This window comes from Amycolatopsis sp. NPDC051372 (assembly GCF_040682095.1).
Taxonomy (GTDB): domain Bacteria; phylum Actinomycetota; class Actinomycetes; order Mycobacteriales; family Pseudonocardiaceae; genus Amycolatopsis.
Window position 1 is genome coordinate 1,902 of record NZ_JBFBAF010000083.1, and the last position, 1,104, is coordinate 3,005.

General features: G+C 56.5%; 1 rRNA gene (cut by both window edges). It reads left to right on the top strand.

The window, feature by feature from the left end:
• A 23S ribosomal RNA gene (locus AB0M56_RS50255) occupies positions 1 to 1,104 on the top strand (it extends past both window edges: 153 nt to the left, 1,488 nt to the right).

Sequence of the window (1,104 nt, forward strand, 5' to 3'; positions counted from 1 at the left end):
CCTTTTGGGTGATGGCGTGCCTTTTGAAGAATGAGCCTGCGAGTTAGTGCTGCGTGGCGAGGTTAACCCGTGTGGGGTAGCCGTAGCGAAAGCGAGTCTGAATAGGGCGTCATAGTCGCGTGGTCTAGACCCGAAGCGGAGTGATCTACCCATGGCCAGGGTGAAGCGTCGGTAAGACGTCGTGGAGGCCCGAACCCACCAGGGTTGAAAACCTGGGGGATGAGCTGTGGGTAGGGGTGAAAGGCCAATCAAACTCCGTGATAGCTGGTTCTCCCCGAAATGCATTTAGGTGCAGCGTCGCGTGTTTCTTGTTGGGGGTAGAGCTACTGGATGGTCTAGGGGCCTTACCGGGTTACCGAAATCAACCAAACTCCGAATACCAATAAGTGAGAGCGCGGCAGTGAGACGGCGGGGGATAAGCTTCGTCGTCGAGAGGGAAACAGCCCAGAACACCAGCTAAGGCCCCTAAGTGTGTGCTCAGTGGGAAAGGATGTGGGATTGCCCAGACAACCAGGAGGTTGGCTTAGAAGCAGCCACCCTTGAAAGAGTGCGTAATAGCTCACTGGTCAAGTGGTCCTGCGCCGACAATGTAGCGGGGCTTAAGCACACCGCCGAAGCTGTGTCATTGACACAATAGATCCGCTCAACCTTTCGGGGTTGTGTGTAGTCGTGTTGATGGGTAGGGGAGCGTCCTGCATCCAGTGAAGCCGTGGCGGAAGCTAGCGGTGGAGGGTGTGGGAGTGAGAATGCAGGCATGAGTAGCGAATGCAGAGTGAGAAACTCTGCCGCCGGATGACCAAGGGTTCCTGGGCCAGGCTAATCCGCCCAGGGTAAGTCGGGACCTAAGGCGAGGCCGACAGGCGTAGTCGATGGACAACGGGTTGATATTCCCGTACCCGAGCATGTGCGCCCATGATGAGGCAGTTGATACTAACCACCCAAAGCGCATGGTGAAGTCTTCGGATGGAGCTGTGTTGTGGAGCGTGGGATCTGATTCTGTAGTAGTCAAGCGATGGGGTGACGCAGGAAGGTAGCTCCGCCAGGCGATGGTTGTCCTGGTGTAAGCGTGTAGGCCGGAACATAGGCAAATCCGTGTTCCATGTG